This is a genomic window from Herbaspirillum sp. GW821-FHT09A12 (assembly GCF_059418325.1).
Genome location: NZ_JBWKPR010000004.1, coordinates 68,419 through 93,044 on the forward strand (window position 1 = coordinate 68,419; position 24,626 = coordinate 93,044).

Annotated in this window: 22 protein-coding genes and 3 pseudogenes; 15 read left to right on the forward strand and 10 right to left on the reverse strand. The window is 61.0% G+C overall.

Translation table 11 applies throughout. From position 1 onward, the window contains the following. Nucleotides 1-116: 116 nt before the first annotated feature. Both AC07N6_RS12490 and AC07N6_RS12495 read left to right on the forward strand, forming a co-directional pair. Nucleotides 117-782, forward strand: a pseudogene (locus AC07N6_RS12490) (site-specific integrase family protein); the annotation flags it as partial. Further along, nucleotides 752-2,391, forward strand: a pseudogene (locus AC07N6_RS12495) (DUF3363 domain-containing protein); the annotation flags it as partial. The pseudogenes AC07N6_RS12490 and AC07N6_RS12495, both read left to right, overlap by 31 nt. A gap of 121 nt (nucleotides 2,392-2,512) precedes the next feature. Here AC07N6_RS12495 and AC07N6_RS12500 read toward each other — a convergent pair. From AC07N6_RS12500 to AC07N6_RS12535, 8 genes are all read right to left on the reverse strand, one after another. Then, nucleotides 2,513-3,631: an amidohydrolase family protein gene (locus AC07N6_RS12500; RefSeq protein ID WP_494781655.1), complete on the reverse strand. Its 1,119-nt coding sequence runs from the start codon at nucleotides 3,629-3,631 to the stop codon at nucleotides 2,513-2,515. Between the two features lie 12 nt (nucleotides 3,632-3,643). Continuing rightward, complete coding sequence (locus tag AC07N6_RS12505) at nucleotides 3,644-4,930, reverse strand: NTP/NDP exchange transporter (RefSeq protein ID WP_494781654.1); 1,287 nt, start codon at nucleotides 4,928-4,930, stop codon at nucleotides 3,644-3,646. 221 nt (nucleotides 4,931-5,151) lie between these two features. Continuing rightward, nucleotides 5,152-5,880: an SDR family oxidoreductase gene (locus AC07N6_RS12510; RefSeq protein ID WP_494781653.1), complete on the reverse strand. Its 729-nt coding sequence runs from the start codon at nucleotides 5,878-5,880 to the stop codon at nucleotides 5,152-5,154. Nucleotides 5,881-5,890: 10 nt separating this feature from the next. Further along, on the reverse strand, nucleotides 5,891-6,166 hold the full coding sequence (locus AC07N6_RS12515; RefSeq protein WP_494781652.1) for a hypothetical protein: 276 nt from the start codon (nucleotides 6,164-6,166) through the stop codon (nucleotides 5,891-5,893). 72 nt (nucleotides 6,167-6,238) lie between these two features. After that, nucleotides 6,239-7,189: an aldo/keto reductase gene (locus AC07N6_RS12520; RefSeq protein ID WP_494781727.1), complete on the reverse strand. Its 951-nt coding sequence runs from the start codon at nucleotides 7,187-7,189 to the stop codon at nucleotides 6,239-6,241. Between the two features lie 318 nt (nucleotides 7,190-7,507). Beyond that, on the reverse strand, nucleotides 7,508-8,257 hold the full coding sequence (locus tag AC07N6_RS12525) for a DUF1330 domain-containing protein (protein WP_494781651.1): 750 nt from the start codon (nucleotides 8,255-8,257) through the stop codon (nucleotides 7,508-7,510). Nucleotides 8,258-8,352: 95 nt separating this feature from the next. Further along, nucleotides 8,353-9,018 (reverse strand): carboxymuconolactone decarboxylase family protein, encoded by a 666-nt coding sequence (locus AC07N6_RS12530; protein ID WP_494781650.1) that lies wholly within the window; start codon nucleotides 9,016-9,018, stop codon nucleotides 8,353-8,355. A 94-nt stretch (nucleotides 9,019-9,112) separates the two neighbouring features. Continuing rightward, nucleotides 9,113-9,637: a (R)-mandelonitrile lyase gene (locus tag AC07N6_RS12535; RefSeq protein WP_494781649.1), complete on the reverse strand. Its 525-nt coding sequence runs from the start codon at nucleotides 9,635-9,637 to the stop codon at nucleotides 9,113-9,115. A 368-nt stretch (nucleotides 9,638-10,005) separates the two neighbouring features. Between AC07N6_RS12535 and AC07N6_RS12540 the strand changes: the two genes are divergently transcribed. Together AC07N6_RS12540 and AC07N6_RS12545 are read left to right on the forward strand one after the other, a co-directional pair. Further along, nucleotides 10,006-10,899, forward strand: coding sequence for a LysR family transcriptional regulator (locus AC07N6_RS12540; protein ID WP_494781648.1), 894 nt, complete (start codon nucleotides 10,006-10,008; stop codon nucleotides 10,897-10,899). A gap of 302 nt (nucleotides 10,900-11,201) precedes the next feature. After that, complete coding sequence (locus AC07N6_RS12545; RefSeq protein ID WP_494781647.1) at nucleotides 11,202-12,263, forward strand: NAD(P)-dependent alcohol dehydrogenase; 1,062 nt, start codon at nucleotides 11,202-11,204, stop codon at nucleotides 12,261-12,263. Nucleotides 12,264-12,383: 120 nt separating this feature from the next. Here the strand turns inward: AC07N6_RS12545 and AC07N6_RS12550 are convergent, their stop codons facing one another. Next, complete coding sequence (locus AC07N6_RS12550) at nucleotides 12,384-13,280, reverse strand: LysR family transcriptional regulator (RefSeq protein ID WP_494781646.1); 897 nt, start codon at nucleotides 13,278-13,280, stop codon at nucleotides 12,384-12,386. A 138-nt stretch (nucleotides 13,281-13,418) separates the two neighbouring features. Here AC07N6_RS12550 and AC07N6_RS12555 point away from each other — a divergent pair, with 138 nt between their 5' ends. From AC07N6_RS12555 to AC07N6_RS12590, 8 genes and pseudogenes are all read left to right on the forward strand, one after another. Then, entirely contained in the window at nucleotides 13,419-14,399 is a 981-nt protein-coding gene (locus AC07N6_RS12555; protein ID WP_494781645.1) for an aldo/keto reductase, read from the forward strand. Between the two features lie 10 nt (nucleotides 14,400-14,409). Beyond that, entirely contained in the window at nucleotides 14,410-15,183 is a 774-nt protein-coding gene (locus AC07N6_RS12560; protein ID WP_494781644.1) for an SDR family oxidoreductase, read from the forward strand. Nucleotides 15,184-15,196: 13 nt separating this feature from the next. Further along, the gene (locus tag AC07N6_RS12565) at nucleotides 15,197-15,508 is read left to right on the forward strand and encodes a putative quinol monooxygenase (RefSeq protein ID WP_494781643.1); all 312 of its coding nucleotides are present in this window, start codon (nucleotides 15,197-15,199) and stop codon (nucleotides 15,506-15,508) included. A gap of 35 nt (nucleotides 15,509-15,543) precedes the next feature. After that, nucleotides 15,544-16,311, forward strand: a complete 768-nt coding sequence (locus tag AC07N6_RS12570; protein ID WP_342738233.1) for an SDR family NAD(P)-dependent oxidoreductase — start codon at nucleotides 15,544-15,546, stop codon at nucleotides 16,309-16,311. Nucleotides 16,312-16,349: 38 nt separating this feature from the next. Further along, a complete protein-coding gene (locus AC07N6_RS12575; RefSeq protein ID WP_494781642.1) occupies nucleotides 16,350-17,432 on the forward strand; it encodes an FAD-dependent monooxygenase in 1,083 nt (360 codons plus the stop codon). Between the two features lie 259 nt (nucleotides 17,433-17,691). Beyond that, nucleotides 17,692-18,153, forward strand: a pseudogene (locus AC07N6_RS12580) (LysR family transcriptional regulator); the annotation flags it as partial. 128 nt (nucleotides 18,154-18,281) lie between these two features. After that, entirely contained in the window at nucleotides 18,282-19,553 is a 1,272-nt protein-coding gene (locus tag AC07N6_RS12585; protein WP_494781641.1) for a TraB/TrbI/VirB10 family type IV secretion system protein, read from the forward strand. Further along, nucleotides 19,550-19,792, forward strand: coding sequence for a DUF2274 domain-containing protein (locus tag AC07N6_RS12590; protein WP_494781640.1), 243 nt, complete (start codon nucleotides 19,550-19,552; stop codon nucleotides 19,790-19,792). The genes AC07N6_RS12585 and AC07N6_RS12590 overlap by 4 nt, the downstream gene beginning before the upstream one ends. 328 nt (nucleotides 19,793-20,120) lie before the next feature. Here the strand turns inward: AC07N6_RS12590 and AC07N6_RS12595 are convergent, their stop codons facing one another. After that, nucleotides 20,121-20,591 (reverse strand): SRPBCC family protein, encoded by a 471-nt coding sequence (locus AC07N6_RS12595; protein ID WP_494781639.1) that lies wholly within the window; start codon nucleotides 20,589-20,591, stop codon nucleotides 20,121-20,123. A 117-nt stretch (nucleotides 20,592-20,708) separates the two neighbouring features. On the opposite strand from AC07N6_RS12595, the gene AC07N6_RS12600 reads away from it, so the two are divergent. The 3 genes from AC07N6_RS12600 (at nucleotide 20,709) to AC07N6_RS12610 (ending at nucleotide 24,614) form a co-directional block, all read left to right on the forward strand. After that, nucleotides 20,709-22,781, forward strand: coding sequence for a UvrD-helicase domain-containing protein (locus AC07N6_RS12600; RefSeq protein ID WP_494781638.1), 2,073 nt, complete (start codon nucleotides 20,709-20,711; stop codon nucleotides 22,779-22,781). A gap of 211 nt (nucleotides 22,782-22,992) precedes the next feature. After that, nucleotides 22,993-23,799: a basic amino acid ABC transporter substrate-binding protein gene (locus AC07N6_RS12605; RefSeq protein WP_494781637.1), complete on the forward strand. Its 807-nt coding sequence runs from the start codon at nucleotides 22,993-22,995 to the stop codon at nucleotides 23,797-23,799. A 71-nt stretch (nucleotides 23,800-23,870) separates the two neighbouring features. Continuing rightward, entirely contained in the window at nucleotides 23,871-24,614 is a 744-nt protein-coding gene (locus tag AC07N6_RS12610) for an amino acid ABC transporter permease (protein WP_494781636.1), read from the forward strand. Nucleotides 24,615-24,626: the final 12 nt, after the last annotated feature.

Sequence of the window (24,626 nt, forward strand, 5' to 3'; positions counted from 1 at the left end):
TTATCAATAACTTACGCGCGTCCATCATATGCCGGTGTTTTCCGAAACTTGATCCGGTTTCCCCTCGCGCCGCTCCTATCTGGCTCCTGGAATCCGGGTCGTTCCAAGGAGTCATCATGGCAAAGATCAAGCTCACAAAGACCGCCGTGGAGGCGGCACAACCCCAGTCCAAGGACGTCGAACTGCGGGATACCGTGGTGCCCGGCTTCCTGTGCAAGATTACCCCGGCGGGCCGGAAGGTGTTCATGCTCCAGTACCGCACGAACGCCGGGCAGCCTCGCAAGCCCTCGCTGGGGTTGTACGGGGAACTGACCGTCGAACAGGCACGGGTCAAGGCTCAGGACTGGCTCGCCGAGGCGCGCAAGGCGCCCACGATGGAGGCGCTGTGCAAGAAGTTCATGGAGGACTACTCCAAGAAGCGCAACAAGGTCAGCACGCAGGATGGCTATCAGGGCGTCATCGACCGCAACATCATCCCTCTACTGGGCCGCAAGAAGGTGCATGAGGTGAAGCGGCCCGATATTGCCGGGCTGATGGAGAAGCTGGCCTACAAGCCGACCGAGGCGAACAAAACTTTCGGCGTGCTGCGCAAGATGTTCAATCTGTCCGAGGTGTGGGGCTTCCGCCCGGACGGCACGAATCCGTGCCGTCACGTCCCCATGTACCCGCCTGGCAAGGAAACCCGACTCATCATTGACGATGAATTGGTGCTGATCTTCCGCCATCTGGAGACGCTGGAAGCTGAGGGGCTGGAGAGCCGGGCCAAGCCTATGGGTCGCAGACCGATACCGCCGACCTCGATGCCTTCAAGGAACGCTGCGCCGACGACCGGCACCATTTCCGCTTCATCCTCTCGCCGGAGGACGGCGCGGATCTGGAAGACCTGCGCACTTACACGCGGCACCTGATGCAGCGCATGGAGGCCGACCTGGGCACGGGCCTCGATTGGGTGGCCGTGAACCACTGGAACACCGACAACCCGCACACGCACATCGTCGTGCGCGGGCGCGACGATACCGGTAAAGACCTCATCATCGCGGGCGACTACATCGCCGACGGCTTCCGCCATCGCGCCGCTGAGCTGGCGACCGAATGGCTGGGGCCGCGCACCGAGCTGGAGATCCAGCAGACCTTGCAGCGCGAGGTGGAGCAAGAGCGGTGGACGAGCCTCGACCGCACGTTGCAGCGCGAGGCCGGCAAGGATGGCCGGGTGCAGATCGAACGCTTCAACGAACCGACGCTGCAACGCCAGCGCCTGCTGCTGATCGGCCGCCTGCAACGCTTGCAGCGCCTGGGCCTGGCCGAGGAGGCGCAGCCCGGCGCCTGGGCCGTCCATGCCGATGCGGAAAAGACCTTGCGCGCCCTGGGCGAACGCGGCGACATCATCCGTACCATGCAGCGGGCCATGCGCGGCGAGCCGCGCGAGCTGGCGGTGTTCGAGCCGGGCGACGATGGCCGAACCATCCTCGGCCGCGTGGCCGCGAAGGGGCTGGCCGACGAACTACGCGACCGAGGCTATCTGGTCATCGACGGCGTGGACGGCAAGGCGCACTACGTCGCACTCAATGCCCGCGACGAACTGGCGAACTATCCGACCGGGGCCGTGGTGGAGGTGAAGGGATCGGCCGATGTGCGCGCGGCGGACAGGAACATCGCCGCGCTGGCGAACGATGGGCTGTATCGCACTGACCATCACCTCGTCATCGCGCAGGGTCAGGCCATGCCGGGCCGCGATCCGCAGGAAGTAGGGCAGCCCATGTCCGCCGGCTGGAAGCCCTGCGCCGCGCCGGCATCGTGGAGCGCGTGGCCGAAGGGCTATGGAAGGTACCGGACGACCTGCCCGAGCAGGGCCGCCGCTACGACGCGCGGCGCCTGGGCGGCGTGTCCGTGGAGCTGAAATCGCACTTGCCCATCGAGCAGCAGGCGCGCGTGATCGGGGCCACCTGGCTCGACCAGCAGTTGATCGGCGGCGGCAAGGGACTGGGCGACCTGGGCTTTAGCGGCGAGGCAAAACAGGCGATGCAGCAGCGCGCCGACTTCCTGGCCGAACAGGGGCTGGCCGAACGGCGCGGGCAGCGGGTGATCCTGGCGCGCAACCTGCTAGGCACGCTACGCAACCGGGAGTTGGCGCAGGCTGCGAAGGACATTGCCGCCGAAACCGGCCTGGAGCATCGTCCGGTGGCCGATGGGCAGCGTGTGGTCGGTATCTACCGGCGCAGCGTCATGCTCGCCAGCGGGCGCTACGCGATGCTCGATGACGGCATGGGTTTCAGCCTGGTGCCGTGGAAGCCAGTGATCGAGCAGCGGCTGGGGCAACCCCTTGCCGCCACGGTGCGAGCGGGTGGAGCATCTTGGGAAGTTAGCCTGAAGCGTGGAATCTCGCCAGGTTGACCAAAATTCCTGCGCTCTCAGACTCCGAGCCATCGATTTCGCGAACAGCCTTGCCGCATGTAACGCATGCACCTTCGCAGCAGTAAGAGTCCTCTATCGCTGCTCACCTCAACAGATACAGTTATGTAGCCGATGCCTTCTCGGCATCCACATCGGGTAGAGGAATACGGTAGACCTTCGCCGCCGTGCCGTGGAACAACGCGGCCTTGTCTTCAGCCGATGCGGAGCGCACAATGTGCTTTAGGGCGTTCCAAAGCGGTACGAAGCCGGCTGATCGGCCATCCGGGGGATAGTTGCTTTCCATCAGGCAGCGGCCGGCACCAAAGGCCTCGATAGTGGTCTCCACATAGGGACGCCAAGCCGTCGCAAGCTCTCGATATCCGATTGAGTCATTGCGCTCCTCGAATCGGAAGCCCCAGAAGGGCATCCCCAGCCCCCCCACCTTGCAGTAGATATTCGGACGCCGGCCTGCCTCGGTCATTAGTCTGCTGTACTCGCGGAACACCTGTTGCCTCGCCAGCTCATCCATGTCCATCGCCATGGCTTGGCCACAGTGGTTCAGAACGATGGTTGTATCGGGGAAGGCATCCGCCAGCGCGATCACCTCCGGCAACTGGTGATGAAACACGGCGGCGTCGAAACTCAAGCCCCGTTTGGCGAGGTGGGCGAAGGCGGGCTGAAAGCCTGCGCTCTTCATCACGCCGCCCGGCGGCCTGTTCGGAATGAACCGATACGGCGCTTCAGAGGGGTGTTCCATGGTGACTTGGCGCACTCCCCGGAACCGATCAGGCGCACGCTCCATCGCACTGTCCAGCAACCCAGCCACTTGGTCACCAAGCCGGAAATCTGCGTGGCCCACGATCGCGGCACAGGCCCGACAGCCGTATCGTCCGCTCTCGCACATCGCGCCAATGCCGTTGGCGAACTCGATTTCGCCCAGTGGCCGCAGCATTTCTGAGCCATGCGTCCGAGCGAAGACCAAAGTCTCCACGTACACCGAGGCAACCACGCGATGGCCTGCGTTCGTGTCGGCCAGGTAGTCGTCGATCATGTAGCGCAGGCCGGGCCGGTCGAACAGATGGTGGTGTGCGTCGATGATCGGGAGATCCGGTTCAAGGATGGGTTCGTTACGGCCGACCTGCAACTGGCGATAGCTTGCGGATGACGGCGTCTGTGCACGCGCAAAGGGAAGTGCTAAAGGCGCGGAAAGCGCGAACGCGAGCAGGTTTCTGCGATTCATCAGGGTCGGGCCTCAGATGGCGTCACGCGCCTGCAAAGGTGCATCCAGAGCCACCTCGTTGGCGTCATTGTTGCGGCGCCGGTGCTGCCGGCCTAGCCAGACTGACAGCGCCAGCCAAAGAGCGGAGAGAGGAACGGCAATCACAGCGATTCCTGTCATGCTGAGCCCGAACAACCCGGCGAGCGCCGCATAAGTCCAACTTCCGACCTGATCGCCGAGGCGATAGACGACGGTGTCGATGAAGTTCTTAGCCTTGTAGCGATCCTCCCTCCGCACGGCGGTGAAAAGAACCTCGCGCGTCGGCCGGGACAGCGCAAAGTTACTTACGCGGCGAGCAACTTGCACTGCGACAAAAACTCCTATCGCTGGAGCGGTGGCCAAGGCTGCGAACCCAACTACGCTGAAAAGAGGCAGCACACACAACGTCACGGCCACACCAAACATCCCAACCAGGCGCCCTGTCAAGAATAGTTGGAAGAACAACGTAACGGCGTTTACCCAAAAGTCGATATCGGCGAAGAAGGCTGTGCGCGCCCCTCGGTCCGTGAAGTGCGCCTCCGCGATGGTTGCTTGCTGGAAATACAGGAATGTAGAAGTGACTGAATAGAAGAGAATAAAGAACGCTATCCCCAACAAATATGGAGAGCGCAAGGTGTGCGAAATCCCGGCGAAGATGCCGCCACCAATCGGGGCATGGAGGTCAGTTTTAGTGGGGCGCTGGAATGCGTCGCTGAACGAAGAAAGGCGGCGGGACGCGAAGACGGCGATTTCAAGAAACAGGATCGAAGCGAGAAGCAACCAATCCTGCCCGATTTTTTCCACTAGCCCCGAAGTCAGACTTGCGCCTGCGATTCCGCCTGCCGTAGCACCAGTCGCCAGGAAGCCAAAGAGCCGCTTTCCCTGCTCCGCGTTGAATACATCAACGACAAAAGACCAGAAAACCGAGACAACAAAGAGATTGAAGACTGAGACCCAAATGAAGAACGCCCGCCCGATCCAAACGTGATGTTCCGGCGCTGCCGCCTGGAGCAGTACCATGAATACCAATAGATTCGCTGCAAAGAATCTGTAGGCGATGGCGATGAAGCGCTCACGTGGCCAGCGACGTACAGCGAATGCAAACAGGGGATTCACGGCGAGCATCACCAGCAGCGTCCCTGTAAAGAGCCAAGGGAGATTCCGAACTCCGCCAGCCACGCCGAGTTCGTCCCGTATGGGACGCAAGACGTAGTAAGCTAGGAATAGCGAAAAGACATAGAGCCACGACCAAGCAACGGCGCTTGTCTCGTCTGGACGCATGTCGATTATTTTCCGAATCCTGGCCACAAGGCCGCTCTCGCTCCCCGGAAAGAGCCTTCTTGATGACATAAGTGCGTTCCTTCGCTCAGGACAGGCGCTATCGAATGTGCCCCATGTCCGATGATTCAAAATGGTTCGAAGACACCTGAGCCGGCGCCTTACACCAGTCCCATATGCGTCAATGAAAAATAGAGGCAGGAGAATGGGTGCCGCGAGATAGGTCAGGTGATCGAGGTACCTGTAATGCCACGCAAATAATCGAACAATCGATCTTGCACATCTTTGTCTCGCGCGACAGGAAGCATTCGCTGTGGCTTCTTGTGGTAGAAATTCTGGCCGGTGACGAGCGCGGCGGAATCATTGCTCGACGCCAGCCAGGCTTGGGTGACAGCCCCTTCAGAAAGGTCGTCAGGTGCATGGGCGCCCCCCATTCGGGTCGGAACCCAGCCGGGTTCTACCGCGTTGGAACGAACATCGGGCCAGCGCCGGGCCACTCCCATCGCCAAGATCAGATCAAACAACTTACTATCAGAGTACGCTTGGGATCCGTTCCAACTGCGCTTGCTCCACTGCGGATCTTCCAAACTGGCATTACCCCCCATGTGCATGCTCGAACTCAAGTAGATCAATCGCTCGGGCCGGGTGATCAACGCAGTCAGTAAATAGGGAGCAACAACGTTGATGGCAAACAGATGGGACAACCCATCCATAGTTTCAATACGCCGGGGCTCACGATCGCCAATGCCGACGTTGTGGATGACGGCGTCACACCGCCCCATTGCGTTGACCTGCTCCGCAACCGTGCGCATGCCGGCCAGGCTTGAGACGTCGCCAATGACGACGGCCTCGCAAGCGGGCAGCGCCTTGCGGGTGGCCTCGGCTCGCTGCGCATTCCGTGCATGCAGAATGACACGATGACCACCGGTTGCGAGGATATTGCCCGCGAGCATGCCCAATCCGTCAGAGGACCCGGTTATCAATATGCGTGCAGAAGCTCCACCATTTGCCGATGCGCTCGCTGTCTGGTTGGGCGAAGTGTTCCCCTTGATTGCCGCTACCATTCCTGCCGCCATAGCGGCCGCATTGATCATGAGACTGCGCCGGGTAATCTTGAAATTCTGAATTCTGCTGGGCATAGAAAAGTTCTAAAAAATCCAGTGCCATCGCGTCGATGCACCCCGCGACCTCAAACGTAGGTAACAGGCTTCCGGGCAGGATGTGGACATTAATTTCCAATGGCCATCCCCCGATTCATAGGGGGATGGTTGCAACTGGAAGGAAGTGCGCAGCGGATCTTCCGAATGCGTCCTATAGCGCTACATTGCCCCCAGCAGCTTGTTCCGGACTATATCTTTCGCCATAAATTCTGATCTTCGATATGGCGCCGTTGAATGCCAGAAGCTCATCCGGTGAGAATTGAAATGCTGCCGACGCCAGGTTCTCTCTTAGATGCGCCAGCTTCGTCGTTCCAGGTATGGGCACCATTCCAATCTCCTGAGCCGACAACCACGCCAAGGCGACCTGAGCGATCGTCAAGCCGCGTTGATGTCCGAACTCGTACATTGCGGTGATAAGTGGCCAGTTTGATGCAATGCTCTCGGTCTTGAAGCGCGGCAGATCCGGTCTATTGTCATTTTCAGGATAGAACTTGGTGTTCTGATTGATCATGCCGGTTAGGAAGCCACGCCCCACAGGGCTGTATGGGACGAAGCCGATCCCAAGTTCCTGCAGGGTCGGAAAGATTTGAGTCAGTGGTTCCCGGTACATCAATGAGAATTCGCTCTGCAGGGCCGTCACGGGCAATACCTTATGCGCTCTCCTGATTGAGTCGGGGTCTGCCTCGCAAAGACCAAAGCGCCGAACTTTGCCTTCGCGGATAAGGTCCTTCACTGTGCCGGCGACATCCTCCATCGGAACACGGGGATCGATGCGATGCTGGTACAGCAGATCGATACGATCTGTTTTCAGCCTTTTCAGGGAGCCCTCAGTTGCACGCCGAATTTGTTCAGGGCGGCTATTGAGACCTCCAATTTTTCCATTCTCAATCTGGAAGCCGAATTTTGTGACTAGAACAATTTCATTCCGTATCGGAGCGACGGCTTCTCCGACCAGTTCCTCATTGTTATTGGGGCCGTACACTTCCGCCGTATCGAAGAACGTGACGCCGGCCTCGAAAGCATCGCGGATCAAGCGAATCGAGACCTCGCGGCTTGGAACCAGCCCACGGTGGTAGGTCATTCCCATGCACCCTAGGCCCATGGAGGAGACCTCAAGGCGGTAGTCGCCGCGTCCCAAGACTCTTGTCTTTGACGATGTCGGTGAAGAATTCTTCCGGGGCGAGGTATTACCTGTGGCGGCGTCGGCGCCGAACGGAGCAGCAATTGAGGCGGCACTTAGAGTCGCGCTCATTCTGAGAAAGCGACGACGATTGTTTGTACACTCGCCTGCGATTGGGCTGTCTAAGTCATCTGCACAAGAATGACCGCTGCTGGTGAATTCGTTGATGGATGGGCTTGTCATGGATTGATCTTTCTCGGTAGTGGCAGAAGGTCTCGCAGAGCAGGAGAAGGAGAAACGTCAGCCGGGCATACCGTTGCCGATCACGATGGTGACCGGGATGTTCGGGAGTTGCGATTGACGCAATGCGGTGTATTCGAGGGATCGATAGAACTTCGTTGCATATGAAATGCCAGGAAAGTCAATGATTGCCAAAAGTTGGTCGCGAGAACCCTCTACCACTTCCGCATTCCCATCAGATGAAATAAATCGCCCGTTGTAGGTTTCGAGCAAAGGTTTGATTTTCTCCAGATGCTCATTGACGGCAACAATGTCCCGCCTGGAGTAGTTCACAATCAGATATCCACGAGCGGGGTTCGTTTGCTCTGAGACCACACCCTGAACGCCCGAGGCCAATGCAACAACGCTGTCGGTTGCGGTGATACGATTTTTTTTGGCAGCGGTATATTCAGGAGAGAAGTAATATTTCTTCGCCGCACCGATATTCTCGAATTCGATGATCGCCATGACTTGTTTAGCGGCATCGCCTTCCATGGCTATAGCATTCGTATCCCTCATGATCATCTTGCCCTGGAAGTTGCTGAAGAATTTCCCAACGTCGCTGCGGTACTGATTGAAAGGTCCTTCATTAAAAACCGTGAAGTTAGCAATCAAGTACCCGCGAGGCTCGGCGTCAGCTCCCACGGTAATTCGATCTTGGGATGCGGACCATCCAGCGGCGGAAGCTTGGTTGTCCGCCGCAATATTTCCGCAAGCAGAGAAAACTATGAGTGGGGCAGCTGCCGCCAGGCATTTAATTGCTTTGACCATGTGCGTCACCTTTGAGGCTCATCTCCCGAGATGGCACCCTGACTTACGAAGACTGCGTACATATGAACTGCGCTTTTTTGAAGTCAGATAAGACATCACTTGCCGGGCTGCGCGGCAAGCAGCCGCGCCAAAGCCTCTTTGCCACGCCGAGCGTTCTCGGGACCTACGCGGTCGGCCAGCAGTTGAGTGAGGTGACGCAGCTGAGCGGCCGTGATGCCCACATTCATGCTGATACCCATGTGTGATTGCAGTTGTGCTTCGGCTCCGGGCAGTGCGGACAGCATGCCCACGGTGGCAAGCTCTCGTTTTTTCCAGTCGAGGTTGTCACGCTCGAAGATGTCGCCAAACAGATGGGTCTGCAGGTACTCGCCAATGGCGGGCGCAAAATCAAACAGCGGCCCTTGCACGGGCTTACCGACCAACTTTGTCTGGTTGTCCGTGCCCGCAACGCGAAGCGCATCACCTTTAGGAATGGCATGGCTGGGTTCACAGCCAGGGGAGTCCTGAATGCCACGCTTGCGGCGTTCTTCCAAAACCTTCATCAATTCGGTGAGGGCGTTGAGGCTGCGCGGAAAACCTGCGTAGGCATAGAGTTGCACCAACACCTCCTTGGCATCACTGATCGCAAGGCCAGCATCCAGGCCTTGGGTCAAAGCCGCGCTCAACTTAGGCATATCGCCTGCAGCAGCGAATGCAGCAATGGGAACGATGGCCTGCTGTTGGGCAGAAAGCGTTTCGGCGGAGGTATTTTCGATAGTCATGCAGCAAGACTCCTGTGCATTTGCGGGGGTTTGAATCAATCCTGTAATCAGACACAGGACCAAGGCCACGACCAGTGTGTTGGCTTTGCGAGTGCTAGCGCCCGTTGTATTGTTCATCGGTCACTTTCTCCATCCATTGGACTTGCTTTCCATCCACTGAACCGGTGACCGCAAGATGGGTCATTCCCGTGGTAGGGCTGGCGCCATGCCAATGCTTGACCCCAGGCGGGCACCAGACAACGTCACCCGGGCGGATTTCCTGCATAGGCTGCCCCCACTCCTGGGTGCGACCCACGCCTGCCACCACCACTAGACGTTGCCCCGCGGGGTGAACGTGCCAAGCCGAATGAGCACCAGGTTCGAACGTCACCAAACCGCCCGAGGCATTGATGTGCTCGTTTCCGGGCCAGACAGGATCTCCACGAACCCGGCCGGTGAATGTGTCGTTGGATCCAATGTAAGAGGCCTGGCTGCCTGCACGAGTAATTTCAACTTTCGCCTTGGCATCCGTTGAGGGATCTGCGGCGGCGGTCAGCGACACAGTCGTGACCAGCGCGGTAGCGGCGTGTAGGACCGCGTTTGAGGAAAATTTCCTCGTCGTCGAAGTGTGCTCGTTCATGGTGGGATCGCTTCCAAAATTTTCGGGATTTGTGTGTACATACCCTTGCCAAAATATAGGGCGGGCCCCATTGCGTGACTAGACACCAAAATCGGCATGATCTTATAAGTGTGGCTTCTTAATTGAATTCGGCAAGTTTGACTCCAAATGCTTCAATGCTGGGAACGGCTGGCCTGCGCACTACATGACGCACAGACCAAGCGCCCCCAATCGGTCGGGCGGTGATTAAGGAGCTATCCCTCGCTGCATCGATCCCTGCCAGTAATTGGTCCGTCTTTACGCTTGCACCCTCAGCCGCGCCATCGCTCCATTCTGGAAACCTGGTCCGGAGGATATAATCTGGATGGACTCATAAGGGGGATTTATCAATGCCGCGCAGTAATCTGACGGATCTACTTTCCTTCATCGTCGTCGCAAAGGAGCGGAGCTTCACCCGAGCGGCCGCACAGCTTGGCGTATCTCAGTCGGCCCTGAGTCAGACCATCCGTGCGTTCGAGGAAAGTCTTGGTGTGAGGCTTTTAACGCGTACGACACGTAGCGTCTCGCCTACCGAGGCGGGAGAGCACCTGTTGTTGTCGGCAGCACCTCGGCTGGAGGAAGTCGAGGCCGAATTGGCCGCAGTGGCTGAATTGAGGGATAAGCCCAAAGGCACCATTCGCATCACGACCACCGACTATGCATTCAATTCGGTCTTATGGCCAAAGCTGACGAAGTTCCTAGAAAAATATCCTGACATCAGAGTCGAGGTGATGATCGACTATGGTTTTTCCGACATCGTTGCGGAACGCTATGACATGGGCGTTCGTCTCGGCGACGAGGTTGCCAAGGACATGATCGCTGTCCGCATTGGGCCGGATGTACGCTTCGTGGTCGTTGGATCACCATCCTACCTAACGAAGCGCCCAGAGCCAAAGACGCCGCAGGAGCTGGCTAAGCACGACTGCATTAATTTGCACTTGCCGACTTACGGTGGGCCTTACGCTTGGGAACTAAAGAAAGGCAAGCGCGAACTGAGAGTCCGTGTCGGAGGGCAATTTGTCTTCAATGGCATCTATCAGGTTCTGGAGGCCACCTTGGCGGGGTTTGGACTGGCGTTTGTTCCCGAGGAAATTGCACAAGATCATGTCGCCAACGGACGGCTCAAAAAGGTACTTGAAGACTGGCATCCTACATTTCCCGGCTTCCACTTGTTCTATCCGAGTCGCCGCCAGTCGGCGCGAGCAATTGTCTTGCTAATCGAATCGTTGCGCTACAAAAAATAGTCGGCATGGCGAAATTAACTGGTAGCCGGGCCTGATTGATTAGCATGGCTTATGACTTCATGCCAGTTATGGGCCTTAATCAATAGGATAGGTCCTTCTATCATCGCCACATAAGCTGCTAGCCAATACTGGCGAAGTAGCGGCACACCTGCTTGTCAAGCTCACACGGTTCGCCGCGTGACGTGAATTGCCGTCGAGTACTGGCTTCGTAGCCTGACCGCTGTCACGTTTGATGCATGGGAAGCGGTGCCACCCGATGCTGCCCAATCACGGGGCCGTCCTACCCATCTTGGAAATCAGATATGAAAACCACCGGTTACGCCGCGCAAAATTCCACTTCACCATTTGCACCTTTCGATTTTGAGCGCCGCGCTTTGCGTCCGAACGACGTGGCCATGGAGATTCTCTACTGCGGTGTCTGCCACTCGGATTTGCATACCGCCCGGAACGATTGGGGCTGGACGACCTATCCTGTCGTCCCAGGCCACGAGATCATCGGCCGTGTGATTGAAATCGGCGACAAGGTGACGAAGCACAAGATTGGCGACGCCGTTGCCGTGGGTTGCATGGTTGATTCCTGCCAGCATTGCGATCAATGTCACAAGGGCGAGGAACAACTGTGCCGCAATGGCATGACCCAAACTTACAACGATCGCGACCGTCTCACTCAGGACATCACCTATGGCGGCTACTCCAAGCACCTTGTGGTTCGCGAGGAATTCGTCCTGAGCATGCCGGCCGGCTTGGATCTGTCAAAGGCCGCGCCACTACTGTGCGCCGGCATCACCACCTACTCGCCGCTGCGCACTTGGAATGTCGGCCCGGGCAGCCGTGTCGGCATCATTGGACTCGGCGGCCTGGGCCATATGGCGGTCAAGCTCGCGGTTGGCCTCGGTGCAGATGTCACCGTGCTTAGCCGTTCACCGAGTAAAGAAGCAGACGCACTGACCCTGGGGGCTGACCGTCTGCTCATCTCCAGCGATGAGGCGGCCATGGCCAAGGCGCAGTCTCGTTTCGATCTCATCATTGATACGGTGCCGGTCAAGCACGACCTCAATCCTTACATGCCGCTGCTGGATGTTGATGGCACGCTGGTTCTGGTGGGCCAGATCGGCCCGCTTGCCGAGCAGAGCACGGTGCCGATGATCCTGGGCCGACGCCGCGTTGCTGGCTCGCCGATCGGCGGCATCCACGAGACGCAGGAAATGCTTGAATTCTGCGCGAAGAAGAACATCTTGCCGGATTGCGAAATGATCCGCATGGACCAGATCAGCGAGGCCTACGAGCGCATGGAGCGTTCCGACGTCCGCTATCGATTTGTCATTGATATGGCGTCCTTGCCTGATCTGGTCACGGCCCAGTAGCTGTTCTGCACGCGCCCTATAGGCGCTTACTCAGCAACGAACTGTTCAGCACGTACTGCGCGTTCACAAGCGCGTTCTTCCTCTTTGTAAGTTGGCCGGCCCCGCCTTGGTATCGCTGTCTCAATCCCGCAGCTTGAGCGCTTCGACCACGAGCGCGAAGGCGGGCAAGGACTGGCGGCGGCTGGGGTAGTAGAGGTGGTAGCCCGGGAAGGTCGGGCTCCATTCCTCCAGCACACGCACCAGGCGGCCGGCCTCGATGTGCGGCTGAATGACGTCCTCGGGCGCATAGGTCAATGCATACCCTTCCAACGCGGCGGTGAGCAACTGGGTGGAGGTGTTGAAAATGAGCTGGCCAGATACATGCACATGTACCTCCCTTCCGTCCTGCACAAACTCCCAGGCATACAGCCCCCCATGTGTCGCCATGCGCAGGTTGCCGCAGTTGTGCTGCGTGAGCTCTTGCGGCGTTTGGGGTTGGGGCCGGTTCGCAAAATAGGCCGGTGACGCCGCGACGGCCATCCTGAAGTCCGGCGAGATGCGGACCGCAATCATGTCCTTGGCAATCTGGTCGCCGATGCGCACGCCGGCGTCGAAGCGCTCGGCCACGATGTCGATCAAGCCATAACCGATGTTGATTTCCAACTGGATGTCCGGGTACTCGGGCAGCAGTTTTGACAGCTTGGGCCAGAGGATGGTGGACGCCGCATGGTCATGCGTGGTGATGCGGATGGTGCCTGCAGGCTTGTCGCGCAGCTCGCTGATGGCAGCCAGTTCCATCTCGATGCCCTCGTAGTGCGGCGCCAGGCTCAAGAGCAGCCGCTCTCCCGCCTCGGTCGGCGATGCACCGCGGGTGGTGCGCGCCAGCAGCCGCACGCCCATGCGCTCCTCCAGTGCTCGCATGCTGTGGCTCAGCGCCGACTGGGTCACGCCCAACTGGGCCGCGGCGCGGGTGAAGCTGCGCTCGCGCGCCACCACGATGAAGGCAGAAAGGCTGTTGAGGTCTATGCGGTTTGTCATGAACAGAATTCATATTGCTTAGACAAGTATGCTGGGTTCTCACATAACCCACAAGTTCTTAAAGTACACATATGTCTTCCGGACAGGGCCATTCCGGCACCGCCAAGAGGGCACCCATCAACTCTGAAGGAACTGAATATGCAAAAGCGCACACTGGGCAAGAACGGTCTTGAAGTCTCCGCCATCGGCCTGGGCTGCATGGGCCTGAGCTTTGGCTATGGCCCGGCCACCGAAAAATCGGCCGGTATCGCATTGATCCGCGCCGCGTTCGAGCGCGGCGTCACGTTCTTCGACAGCGCCGAAGCCTACGGCGCGGTGAATGAAGAAATGCTCGGCGAGGCCGTCGCCCCCTTCCGCGACCAAGTCGTCCTGGCCACCAAGTTCGGCTTCAAGGATGGCATCGCCACCGCCGGCCTCGACAGCACGCCCGCCCGCATCCGCCTGGTTGCCGAGCAGTCGCTCAAGCGCCTGAAGACCGACCGCATCGACCTGTTCTACCAGCACCGTGTGGACCCGAACGTGCCGATGGAAGACGTGGCCGGCACCGTGCGCGACCTCATCCAGGAAGGCAAGGTCAAGCACTTCGGCCTGAGCGAAGCCGGCGTGAACGCCATCCGCGCGGCCCATGCGGTCCAGCCCGTGGCCGCGCTGCAGAGTGAATACTCGATGTTCACGCGCGAGCCGGAACAGGAAATCATCCCGACTCTGGAAGAGTTGGGCATTGGCTTCGTGACCTTCAGCCCGCTGGGTAAGGGCTTCCTGACCGGCAAGATCGACGCCGGAACGACCTTCGCCGAAGGCGACGTGCGCCGGAACCTGCCGCGCTTTGCCGACGAAGCGCGAGAGGCCAACCACAACCTGGTCACGCTGATCGGCGAAGTGGCCCGGCGCAAGAACGCCACGCCCGCGCAGGTCGCCCTGGCCTGGCTGCTGGCACAAAAACCCTGGATCACGCCGATCCCCGGCACCACCAAGCTGCACCGGCTGGAAGAAAACATCGGCGGCGCCAGCGTCGAGCTGACGGCGGCCGACCTGCAGGAACTGGCCGAGGTGATGGCCAAGGTGCCCGTCACGGGCGAGCGCTACAACGCCCAGATGATGAAGACCGTCAACCGCTGAAGGGACTGAGATGACTGCACAAACACTTCAAGGGCGCATTGCGCTCGTCACCGGCGGCACGACGGGCATCGGCTTTGGCTCGGCCAAGCGCCTGATCGAGCACGGCGCGACCGTTTACATCACGGGCCGCCGGCAAGAGGTTCTCGACCTGGCTGTCGCCAAGCTCGGCAAGGGCGCCCACGGCATCCAGGCGGACGCCAGCGTCAAGAACGACATGCAGCGTGTGGCGGACACCATCAAGGCAGCGCACGGCAAGCTCGACATCCTGTTCGCCAACGCCGGCGGCGGCCATGCCACCCCGCTCGAAGAGCTGACCGAGGAACAGATCGACAGCGAGTTGTCCATCAACATCAAGGGCGTCGTGTTGACGATGCAGACGATGCTGGGCGTGCTGCGCAATGGCGCCTCGGTGGTGCTCAATGCGTCCATCACGGCGGACATGGGTTTGCCGGGTTTTGCGGTGTATGCGGCCACCAAGGCGGCGGTGCGTTCACTCGCTCGCAGCTGGACGACGGACCTCAAGCACCGCGACATCCGCGTGAACACCATCAGCCCCGGTGTGGTGCCGACCGAGGGATACGGCAAGGAACAGAAGATGAGCGATCAGCAGGTGGCGGACTACGTCGAACGTGTTTCGACCGAAATCCCGGCTGGCCGTGTCGGCTCCGCCCAAGACATCGGCGATGCCCTGGTGTTCCTGGCCTCCGATGCCAGCGCGTACATCCGCGGCATCGACCTGGTGGTGGACGGCGGCATGACCCGCGTCTATGCCGGCAAGAACTGAAGGAAGCAGCACCATGACTGCAAACCGACTGGACGAAATCCACATCGTGTGCGAGCTGCGCTGCGAAACGGCCGATCGCGAACGAGTGCGCGAACTCGCGCTCCAGTTCGTCGCGCCTGCCAGGGCCGAAGCGGGTTGTCTCTATTACAACCTTCATCAAAAGCAGAGCGAGCCCAACACCTTCTTCATCATCGACGGCTGGGCCAACCAAGCGGCGGTCGATGCCCACGCCAGCAACGCCCACGTGGCTAGCGTGATGAAAGAGCTGGGGCCGCTGCTGACCTTCGGGCCTTCACTCACTTTCACTTCCCGGGTGAGCGACTGAGGAGCCCGGCCATCCTCCCGTAGAAAGGTACCCCCATGAGCCGCGTTTTCATCACCGGATCGTCCGAAGGCTTGGGCCGCGCAGCGGCGCAGGAACTCATCGCCGACGGCCATGAAGTCATCGTGCATGCTCGCTCCAATGAGCGAGCCCGCTCACTGCGGGGAAGCCTGGTGGGTGTGGCGGCCGTTGTGGTGGGTGACCTTGCCAGTGCGGCCGAAACCCGCGCCCTCGCCGCCCAGGTCAACGCCATCGGCCGGATGGACGCCGTTATCCACAACGCCGGTATCTACATGGAAACGAGCCGTGGCAATACGCCCGAGGGCCATGCAACGGTGCTCGCCGTAAACACGTTGGCGGCGTACCTGCTCACCGCCTTGATGGAGCGACCGGCCCGGTTGGTGTACCTCAGCAGCGGCATGCATCGCGACGGGGAAGGTTCGCTGCGCGACATCGACTGGATCGAACGTCGCTGGCAGACCACCAGAGCCTACTGCGAGACCAAGCTCCATGTCGCCGCGCTTGCGGCAGCGCTCGAACACAGATGGCCCGAGGTACTGAGTAACGCTGTCGACCCGGGTTGGGTTCCCACACGCATGGGCGGCGCCGGTGCACCTGACGATCTGCAGATGGGTCACCAGACGCAGACGTGGCTGGCCACCAGCAGCGATGCGGCTGCGCTTGTCAGCGGTGGCTACTGGCATCACAAGAAAAGGCAGAAGCCGGCCGGTGAAGTGTCGGATCGCACCTTTCAGAATCAGTTGTTGGCCCGGCTCGCCCAACTCACAGGGGTGTCGTTGCCGTGAGTGAACGAACATCTCTCCGCACAGCGCCGGACCCGACCATGCCAGGCACTGCAGTCATCGTCGGAGCTTCGCTATCCGGCCTCATGACGGCGCTCGCGCTTTCGCGCGCAGGACTGACGGTCTCCGTCTTGGAAAGGTCGGGCGATACGGGGCGTACCGGCGCGGCCATCCACGTTGAGGAGAAACTGCTGCAGCGCATCGTCGGCCCTCGACTCACGGCGCTCGGGCAAGAGATTCCGGCCGGCGTGCAAACTTGGGTCACCGTCCACGCCGGACTGCGCGAGGCAGCGGACGCCGATCCGAACATCCGCCTCTACGCCCACACCGACGTGGTATCCGTGGATCAGGACGACGACAGCGCATGGGCGATGACCCGCGCCGGTGACCGCTTTCGCGCTGACATCGTCATCGGTGCCGATGGCCATCGCAGCGTGGTGCGCAAGCGCGTCTGCCCGCAAAGCCCAGATGCCCGCTTCGCCGGCTACCTGATCTGGCTGGGCGTGGCGCAGGAGAGCACGCTGCCGTCCAACGTTCGCTGGCCAACCGATGTCGCTTACCTGGACAGCGGCGATTTCATCCTGCTGGGCTACCCGCTGCCAAGCGCGGATGGATCGCTCAAGAAAGGTTCACGCCAGTTGGGCTGGGCCTGGTACGACGTCAACAGAAACGGACTACTCGAAGAGAGCGGGTGTGTCGCCGATGACGTGGTCCAACACACGCTGCGTGCTAGGGATGTGCCCGAGGCGGTCTACCAAGACCTCGCAGATCAGGCCCGCAAGCACTGGCCGACGCCGTGGCGCGACGCCATCCTAGACTGCATTAGCCGCCGCGCCGTCATCGGCACGCCCGTTGCGGAATACCTCCCGGACCGCCTCGCGCGCGGGCGCATTGCACTCGTCGGAGACGCAGCACACGTGCCGACGCCCATGACCGGAAAGGGCTTCGGCGCCTCCCTGCTGGATGCCTTGGCGCTCGCCGACGCGGCGAGTGACGGGGTGCGGGGCAGCGCGGGCCAAGAGGCGCTGCGCCGTTATGAGCAACAGCGCCTGCAGTCTGCGCGCAGCTTGGTTGAGGGCGGGCAGCAGTTCAGCCACTCGTTTGCTCCGTATGTCGGCGCATGAAGCATGAAAGAACGAACTCTCGTCAATGCGTCAGTAGCCACCTGTGCGACTGTGGGCCCGCCGAACCTGCGGTCGCTCGCGCTGAAGGCCGGAGAACCTTCGTGCCTCCTCACGAGGCATTTCACGCCGGATGGTGCTGGGGGCTCGTGGCCCCCCCCCTGCATGCACAGGGGCATCGCGCGTTTGCTTCTCCTCCAAAGTCGAAACAAGCACTCGAACAAGCGGCCGGTAAGCAAAAGTACATCGTGGAGGAAATGTCATGGAACTCCGCCAGCTTCGTTGTTTCTTGGCAGTCGCCGAAGAACTTCACTTCGCTCGTGCTGCCGAGCGACTGCATATCGACCAGTCGCCGTTGTCCCGCTCTATCAAGGAACTGGAGGAAGAACTTGGTGCACGCCTTTTCGTTCGCACTACTCGCAGCACGCAACTGACCCGTGCGGGGCGGTTGTTCCTGGAGCACGTTCCGCGTGTCTTTACCGCACTGGAGCAGGCCCGCGATAGCGTCAAGTCCGCCACCAATGGCTTTCACGGTCAGTTGCGCATCGCCTTGTTCGATGGCATCACGCCATCGCGCCTGCCGGCGCTGTTGGCGCAATGCCGCGAGGAAGACCCCGAGGTCGAGATCCGGCTGTTCAAGGTTCCACTGGCCCAGCAGATCAAGGGCTTGCACGATGACCTGTACGACGCTGGTTTTTCGATGGCTGAAGACGCAGGCGATGGCAACTACCGATTCCGTTCACCGTACTACATCGTGGATCGGCTGTTTGGCGCGGCCGAACTGCGCCTGGGCAGGGACAAGGGCAACGTGGTGCGGATCGAGCGCACGGACGGCACGCGGAGGAATTGACCATGAGCCAGGACGATACCCCCGACTTCGCCGCGCCGCAGGCAGGAAAGATCGCGCCCGAGGCGGTGGCGCTGCGCGCGCAGCCACGCCCCGTGACTCGGTTGAACCGGCGCACGCTGGCCATCCTCACCGGCGGCCTGTCGGTCGCCGTGCTCGGGGCCACGATCTGGTCATTGCAGCCGCATCGGCGCGGCGCGGGCGAGCAGACCGAGCTGTACAACGTGGATCGCGTCTCGAAGTCCGAAGGGCTGGACGGCCTGCCTTCGGACTATTCCAAGCTGCCGGCGAAGGTGCCGGAGCTCGGACCGCCGCTGCCGGGCGATCTCGGCCCGGCCATCGTGAAGTCGCAGCAGCCCGTGACGCCGGCCTATGCGCCGCCGGGCCACGACCCGGAGGATGCGCGGCGCAAGGAGGCCGATGCCGCGGCGGCCTCGTCGGTGTTTTTCCGCTCGGGCAGTCCGGGCAAGGCCGGTGTGTCGGCCCCAGCACAAGTTGCAGCGACTGCGCCTGGCAACACCTTGGCGGGCTTCGACCCGCTGGCGGCCGGGCCGGCCTCGACGGCAGCCCAGCCGTCCGGCCCGACCGCTGTGCAGAACCGGCAAGACCAGAAAGAGGCTTTCCTGAAAGGCGGTTCTACGGAAACCCGTAATTCCGGCCATCTGCAAATGCCTGCCTCGCCGTATCAGGTCATGGCCGGAACCGTGATCGCTGGCGCGCTGGTGACTGGCATCAAGTCCGACCTGCCGGGCGACGTGATCGCCACTGTGACGGAGCCGGTCTATGACACGGCCACTGGCAAGTTCTTGCTGATCCCGCAGGGTTCACGCATTCTCGGCCGGTACAACAGCCAGGTCAGCTACGGGCAGAGCCGGGTGCAGATGGTGTGGAACCGCATCATCCTGCCCGATACGTCATCGCTGACGCTGGACAACCTGGTGGGCACCGATCCAGCAGGCTATGCCGGGCTGGAGGATGAGGTGGATCGGCACTGGGGCCGCATCTTCGCCGGGGCGGCGCTGACGACGTTACTGGGCGTGGGCGCCGAGCTGGCCGCGCCGGAGAACCGGCAGGATGGCAACCGCATCGTCATCGCCGGGCGCGATAGCGCCCAGGACAGCATCAACCACGTGGGCCAGGAGATGACCCGGCGCAATATGAACATCCAGCCGACGCTGACAGCGCGGCCGGGGCTGCCGGTTCGCATCATCGTGAACCGCGACTTGGTGTTGCGGGCGTACCAACCGCTGTTCTTCAATCGGGGGGCTTCGCAATGAACACGAAGAAACTGCGGCTCGGGCCGCTGCCCAAGACCGAGAGCGTCAAGCTGACCTTTGCCTGTCCGGCCCGCTTGAAGGCCGATCTCGACCGCTACGCCGCGCTGCACGCGCAGACTTACGGCGAGGCAGTCGATGCCGAGAAGTTGATCCCGCACATGCTGGAGGCGTTCATGGCAGGGGATCGAGGATTCAAGAAGGGCACCGCGACGCGGAACGCGCCACCGAGGCCGACATAATGGCTCGGCTCACCATCCAGCGACATCCATCGAACGCGCAGCCCAAGGCTGCGCGTTCTTCATTCTGGATGCTGCCAAGAGTCGCTTGGGCTATGATGACAAGACAAGCCCGCGGTTCCTCGGCAATCCCGCACGACACAGTGCGATGCGGCTTTCTCTCCCAACGCTCTTATGTGGCTCCTAGTCCACGCGGCCAAGCTTCTGCAAAGTGGCCTGAAAAAGAGCTAACCTACTGTCCCATATACGGTTTCAAGCCTTGCGTGATTGGCACGAAAGACTTGACACCGGCACTTTTTTGCGACTGCCGTTGCCGGCCTGAAACCTCGCCTCAGTGCAAGCTGCCGTCCACCGTCAATTCGCGGATGATGCGGATGGTGTCGATATCGGCCTCTTCGTAGGCCGAACGGCGGAATTGGTTATAGAAGGCTTCGGCGCCGTCCTTATCCTCGGGATGGCCGTCGTCGTATTCAAAACGCACGAACAGCAAGCCGGGCTGGGGCTCTTCGATGGTCATGCTCATGCGCGACGGCGGTATCTCGCCCTGGGCCGGCACTTCGTAGAGCACCTGGATCTGCGGCAGGTAAGTCACGCGGTCATGGATCACCAGCTCGCCATAGCGCAACTCGCGGCGCACGTTATCCATGCTCTTGTCGCTCAGGCGGCAGTCATCCAGGTGCGGCATGAACAGCCTGGGCGCCTCCGCGCGCATGACCAGGCCGCGCCACAGCTGCTCGCGCGTCAGGGGATCGATCAGCGGGTTGAGCGGATCGTTGATCTGGATGAGGTGGTTGAATTTCATGGCTATGCTTCTAGAACGCTGATAGTTTTCCGTTTGTCGGTTTGCGGCATTGTCCCACATCGGGCGCGAACATCGGGACTGATACAATGGCCCGTTTCCCCGCCCACCACGATCCGTATGTCCGCCCCCTCCTTCGGCCTGAACAAGCCTCAAAGCGAAGCTGTCCATTACATGACCGGGCCCTGCCTGGTGCTGGCCGGCGCCGGGTCGGGCAAGACGCGCGTGATCACGCAGAAGATCGCCCACCTGATCGAGAACTGCGGCTACGAATCCAAAAACATCGCGGCGCTGACCTTCACCAACAAGGCCGCGCTGGAAATGCAGGAACGCATCGCCAAGCTGCTCAAGGATCCGAAGCAGGCCAAGCACCTGACCGTGTCGACCTTCCACTCGCTGGGCGTGAAGATCCTGCGCCAGGAGTCCCAGCATCTGGGGTTGAAGGACCGCTTTTCAATCATGGACAGCGACGATTGCTTTGCCCTGGTGCAAGAACTGGCGGTGACCACCGACAAGGGCATCATCCGCGGCATCCAGAACAGCATCTCGCTGTGGAAGAACGGCCTGGTCGATCCCGAAGTCGCGCTGAAAAACGCGCGCACCGAAGACGAGGCGCAAGCGGCGCGCATCTTCCGCAGTTATGTCGCCACGCTCAAGGCCTACCAGGCCGTCGACTTCGACGACCTGATCCGCCTGCCGGTGGAACTGTTCCAGGCCAACGAGCAAGTGCGCGACCGCTGGCAGCGCAAGCTGCGCTACCTGCTCATCGACGAATACCAGGACACCAACACCTGCCAGTACGAACTGGTGAAGCTGCTGGTCACCGGGGTGGGCAAGAAACCGATGTTTACCGCCGTGGGCGACGACGACCAGGCCATCTATGCCTGGCGCGGCGCCACCATCGAGAACCTGAAGCTGCTGGGGGTGGATTTCCCCAACCTGCACCTGATCAAGCTGGAACAGAATTACCGCTCCAGCACCCGCATCCTGCAGGCGGCCAACGCGGTCATCTCCAACAATCCCAAGCTGTTCGACAAGACCCTGTGGTCGGAACACGGCCTGGGCGACCCGGTCAAGGTCATGGCCATGGACGACGAGGAAGCCGAGGCCGACCAGGTGGCGATCTCGCTGTCGGCGCACCGCTTCGAGCGCCACGCCAAGTTTTCCGATTACGCCATCCTGTATCGCGGCAACCACCAGGCGCGCATCTTCGAGAAGGCGCTGCGGCGCGAGCGCATCCCCTACGTGATGTCAGGCGGCCAGAGCTACTTCGACCGCGCCGAGATCAAGGACATCATTGCCTACCTGCGCCTGATCGCCAACCAGGACGACGACCCGGCCTTCATCCGCGCCGTCACCACGCCGCGCCGCGGGGTCGGCCAGGCCACGCTGGAAGTGCTGGGCACGCTGGCCGGCCAGTGGCAGTGCTCGCTGTTCGAAGCGGTCTACAAGGGCGGCCTGGAAGACAAGCTGACCGACCGCCAGTTGCTGCCGCTGCGCAAGTTCTGCGATTTCATCAATGCCATGGAGCCGCGCGCCACCCGGCCCGGCCCCTCCGGCAGCGGCGAGAATGCCGCCAAGGTGCTGGACGACATGATGGAGGCCATCAACTACGAGTTCTACCTCTACGACTCGTTCGAAGAGCGCGCCGCCCAGGCCCGCTGGCAGAACGTGCTGGACTTCACCAACTGGCTCAAGGAACGCGCCTGCGGCGGACGCGACCGCGACGGCGAAGAAAAGAACCTGCTCGAAATCACGCAGATGGTGGCGCTGATGAGCATGCTCGAGGGCAAGGACGAGGAACAGGACGCGGTACGCATGTCCACCCTGCACGCCTCCAAGGGCCTGGAGTTTCCGCATGTGTTCCTGGTCGGCGTGGAAGAAGGCATCCTGCCGCACAAGGGCGACCCCGACACCCCGCCCGAGGAAGCCGCCGCGCGGGTGGAAGAAGAGCGCCGCCTGATGTACGTGGGCATCACGCGCGCCCAGCGCTCACTGCACCTGTCGTGGTGCAAACGCCGCAAGCGCGCCAAGGAAATCATCGAGTGCCAGATCTCGCGCTTCGTCAAGGAGATGCGCCTGGACGAAGGCGAAGCGGTGCCGCAGGAGTCGGAAAAGATCACGCCGCAGGCGCGCCTGGCCAACCTCAAGGCATTGCTGGCCAAACCGCGGCCCACGCCGGACCCGGCCTGAACAGGTTCGCAGGTTTCCGGACGCACAACATTTACGCGTGAAGAACCGGGAAAACGTGGTTTTCAGGGCAAGGGACCATGCTTTTTGCCCGTCATTGCCCATCGCCGGCGCTATCGCGGTTTACAATCTCGCCTGCAAAAAAATCCGGACGTTTCCTTTTAGCAAGAAAATAACGCCCGGCACATACCGACATTCGAATAAGGTTTTGAAGATGAACAACATGTTTTTCCGCCGTGCGCGCGCACTGGCGCTGACCGCCGGCTTCATCGGCATGCTGGGACTGGCCGCTTGCGGCAAGCAAGAAGAGCAGGCCGCCGCGCCGCAAGCCTCGGCCCAGCCGCGCGTCTACCTGGTCGGCGTGGAATCGGCCTATGCGCCGTTCTCGGCGGAAAACGAACAGAAGACCGTGGTCGGCTTCGACATCGACGTGATGAAGGTGCTGGCCAAGAAGATCGGCATCGAAGTGAAGTTCGTGCCGACCCCGTTCGAAAGCATCTTCAACTCCCTGGCCCAGGGCGACCTCGACCTGCTGATCTCGGCCATCACCATCACCGACGAACGCAAGAAGTCGGTCAATTTTTCCGACCCGTACTTCGTGGCGACCCAGGCCATCGCCGTCCTGGCCAATGACACCAAGGTCACCAAAATGGATGACCTGAAGACGCTGGTCGTGGGCACCCAGAGCGGCACCTCCGGCGACGAGCTGGTACAGCAGGTGCTGGGCAAGAACAACGCCAGGATCAAGCGCTTCGAATCGACCCCGCTGGCACTGAAGGAACTGGAAAGCGGCGGCGTCGATGCCGTCGTGGCCGACGAACCGGTGGTGAAGAACTACATCGCCAACAACCCCAACAGCAAGCTGCGCACCGTCAGCGATCCCACCTTCCCGAAGGAAGACTACGGCATCGCCGTGCGCCGCGATGACCCGGAACTGCTGGCCAAGGTCAACCAGGCCCTGGCCGAGATGAAGGCCGACGGCAGCTTCGCCGCCATCAGCGCCCAGTATTTCGGCAAGTAAGCAAGGCATGACCCGTCGACGGCGGCGGCATGCCGCCGTCGTGTTTTTCTGACCCACCAATCGAGTCCGACATGGATTTCCGCTGGAGCATCATCCAAGGCTATGCGCCGCTGTTCGCCAAGGGCGTCCTGATGACGCTGCAGGTGTCGCTGATCAGTATCGTGATCGGCACCCTGATCGGCCTCATGGTGGGCATGCTGCGCCTGTCGGAAGTGCGCCACGGCGGCTGGAAGTGGCCGCTGAAGCTGGGCCGCTGGATCGCAGGTTTCTACGTCGCCTTCTTCCGCGGCACCCCGCTGTTCGTGCAGATCATGCTGATCCACTTCGCGGTGATGCCGGTGCTGGTGCACCAGGAACACGGGCTGCTCATTTCCGGCGACCTGGCGCGCGTCATCAAGCAGGACTACGGCGCCTTCCTGTCGGGCACGGTGGCGCTCTCGCTCAATGCCGGCGCCTATATCTCCGAAATCTTCCGCGCCGGCATCCAGTCCATCGAACGCGGCCAATCCTACGCCGCCGCCAGCCTGGGCATGAACTATGGCCTGACCATGCGCTACGTGGTGCTGCCGCAGGCGTTTCGCCGCATGCTGCCGCCGCTGGGCAACGAAGCCATCACCCTGCTCAAGGATTCCTCGCTGGTCTCGGCCATCGGCCTGGCCGAGCTGGCCTATGCCGCGCGTACCGTGGCCGGCACTTATGCGCGCTATTGGGAACCCTACATCACCATTTCCGTGATCTACTTCGCCATGACCATTTGCCTGGCGCTGGTCGTGGCCCGCCTGGAACACAAGTACAGCGCGCCGCACCGCCGCTGAACCGCCAACCGG